Below are 1,127 nucleotides of genomic sequence, written 5' to 3' on the forward strand. Positions count from 1 at the left end.
TAAGGTTCAACGATTTACGGCTCCGCCCGGGCGCCCCGCCCAACCTGCCCCCGCCAGCTGGCACATTGAGCGCCTTGATACGGCACCGGCGGCTACTTCCTCTCTTCCAAAGCTACCAGAAGCTGCTGCCCAACTACCCCTGCCGGTGCGCCGTCCCACCTTGCCCGCCGCGCGCGCTACTTCCCGTCTACCAGAGCAACTTCCTCGATCAGAACAGGCCCGCGCTGCGCACACCGATTCATTGGCCCGGCAACTATCGCGCTTCGTAATCCACAACTGGTACCGTGAGCGGCCGGTGAACCTAGTGCAGCTGCGCCGTGCTTACCGGACCGAACTGCGTCGGCGTCAGGCGGAGCAGCCCTTCCACCTCGACACGCTGGCGCCTACTGCCCTGCCCATAGCGGCGGCGCGGGCAGGCCTTACCCTGCACACGCCGGCCGTGCTCCTAAACCCTGTGCGGGGGCCGGCGTTGGTCGCCTCATTTCAGCCACCTACGGCCTTTGTCCTACGGGGTATGGCAGGTAGTCTGGTAGGATCAGCCGCTCTGCTTTTGCTCACAACGGCCTGTTTTGGCTTAATGCTCAGCACCATCTTGCGGCAGAAAAGGCTTTCGGAAGTCAAGAACGACTTTATCAACAATATGACGCACGAGCTAAAAACCCCGCTGGCCACGGTGTCGGCGGCGGTGGAAGCTTTGCAGGATTTTGGAGCCTTGCGCGACCCAACCCGAATGGATGCGTACCTGACTATGGCCCGTCAGGAGCTAACCCGCCTCGCCGGTTTGGTCGAAAAAGTACTGCGCATTGCCGTAGAGGAACGCCATGGCCGCACCTTGGCGCTGCAGCTCGAACCCGTGCACTTAGCTGAATTAGTAGCGGAGCAAGTTAGCCGCCAGGAATTGCAGGCAACCAAGCCCGTTGTGTTTGACGTGCAGATTCCCCTAAGTGCGCCGCTGCGGCTGGACCGCGTGCACATGGCTGGCGTGCTCAACAACCTACTTGATAATGCGCTCAAGTATTCGGGCGCAAGCGTCCGCATCCGTATCTGGGGGCAACGACAAAAGTGCGGGCTGGCAGCTCACCATAGCTGATGATGGCTTTGGGAATTGCACCTGGCTATCAAGCGGC

Annotated in this window: 1 protein-coding gene; it reads left to right on the top strand. The window is 61.0% G+C overall.

Annotated elements, in window-relative coordinates; translation table 11 throughout:
- The coding region (locus tag VI25_RS22750; protein ID WP_161807045.1) for a sensor histidine kinase at positions 1-1,090 on the top strand (1,090 nt) is incomplete at its 5' end.
- Between the last annotated feature and the right edge of the window lie 37 nt (positions 1,091-1,127).

It is taken from the genome of Hymenobacter sp. AT01-02 (assembly GCF_000961955.2).
GTDB classification, from domain to species: domain Bacteria; phylum Bacteroidota; class Bacteroidia; order Cytophagales; family Hymenobacteraceae; genus Hymenobacter; species Hymenobacter mucosus.